At 37.1% G+C, this 898-nt stretch carries 2 tRNA genes; one reads left to right on the top strand and one right to left on the bottom strand.

The window, feature by feature from the left end:
• Window positions 1–45 precede the first annotated feature (45 nt).
• A tRNA-Val gene (locus tag CWB80_RS21720) sits at window positions 46–121 on the bottom strand.
• Window positions 122–763: 642 nt separating this feature from the next.
• On the opposite strand from CWB80_RS21720, the gene CWB80_RS21715 reads away from it, so the two are divergent.
• Window positions 764–839: transfer RNA gene (locus CWB80_RS21715), tRNA-Ala, on the top strand.
• The last annotated feature ends 59 nt before the right edge of the window (window positions 840–898 follow it).

Here is an 898-nt window from a genome sequence, read left to right as displayed (position 1 = left end):
AGTTATGATTTTTGATTTTTTTATTTGTATCTATCTATTTTTTAATGGTGGGTCGTACTGGACTTGAACCAGTGACCCTCGCCTTGTAAGGGCGATGCTCTCCCAACTGAGCTAACGACCCATATCTAAAACAACTCATTGCTGCGTTGTTGTGGGGCGCTATTATAGATAGAGTTGTAAATGTGTCAACACTTGAATGAGTAAAAATGTGTTAGATGCAGCTTTTATAAACAATGACATGGCATTTAAGCATTTTTTGGCGAACAAATATGCAATTTACATTCATAAGCTTATATTCAGAGCTTGATCTATAGCTATATGTCAGTGTAAATCATTCTAAAATGATATGAATACAGCAAATCTTTAAAACGGTTTTTCATATCAATAAATTTGCATCAGTTAATTGCACTCTACTTAGCACTATTAAAAACAAAGCAGGGTAGGGTGAAGTCGTTTTATTTAAAGCTTTAGGTAATGAATTTTATTTTGCATATAAATGTATACCTTTTTAAGGGAGTAAATTAAAAAAGCAAAGAGCCTTTGATAACAAACCAGCAATGAAATTAGCCCAAAATAACTAATTTGATAGCACTTTGTATAAAATACCTCCGCAACGGATTGATATTTAGTCAGCTTGTTGAAATTTAAATCATTTAAATAAACTTAGATAAAAAACTGTTGACTTTATTTGGGGGGCTGCATAGAATGCGCCCCGCACTCAGCGATACACAACCAACATTAATTGGTGGTGTGTATGCAAGTCGGGGCTATAGCTCAGCTGGGAGAGCGCTTCGCTGGCAGCGAAGAGGTCTGCGGTTCGATCCCGCATAGCTCCACCAGATTTGCATAGTGTTTGTCCTAGGGTTGCAGTTTTCTGCGTCCCCATCGTCTAGAGGCC

Origin of the sequence: Pseudoalteromonas sp. S1650 (assembly GCF_005887195.1) — a bacterium.
Classification (GTDB): Bacteria; Pseudomonadota; Gammaproteobacteria; order Enterobacterales; family Alteromonadaceae; genus Pseudoalteromonas; species Pseudoalteromonas simplex.
The sequence above is the reverse complement of the archived record's forward strand: the minus strand, read 5'-3'. Positions and strand labels throughout refer to the sequence as shown.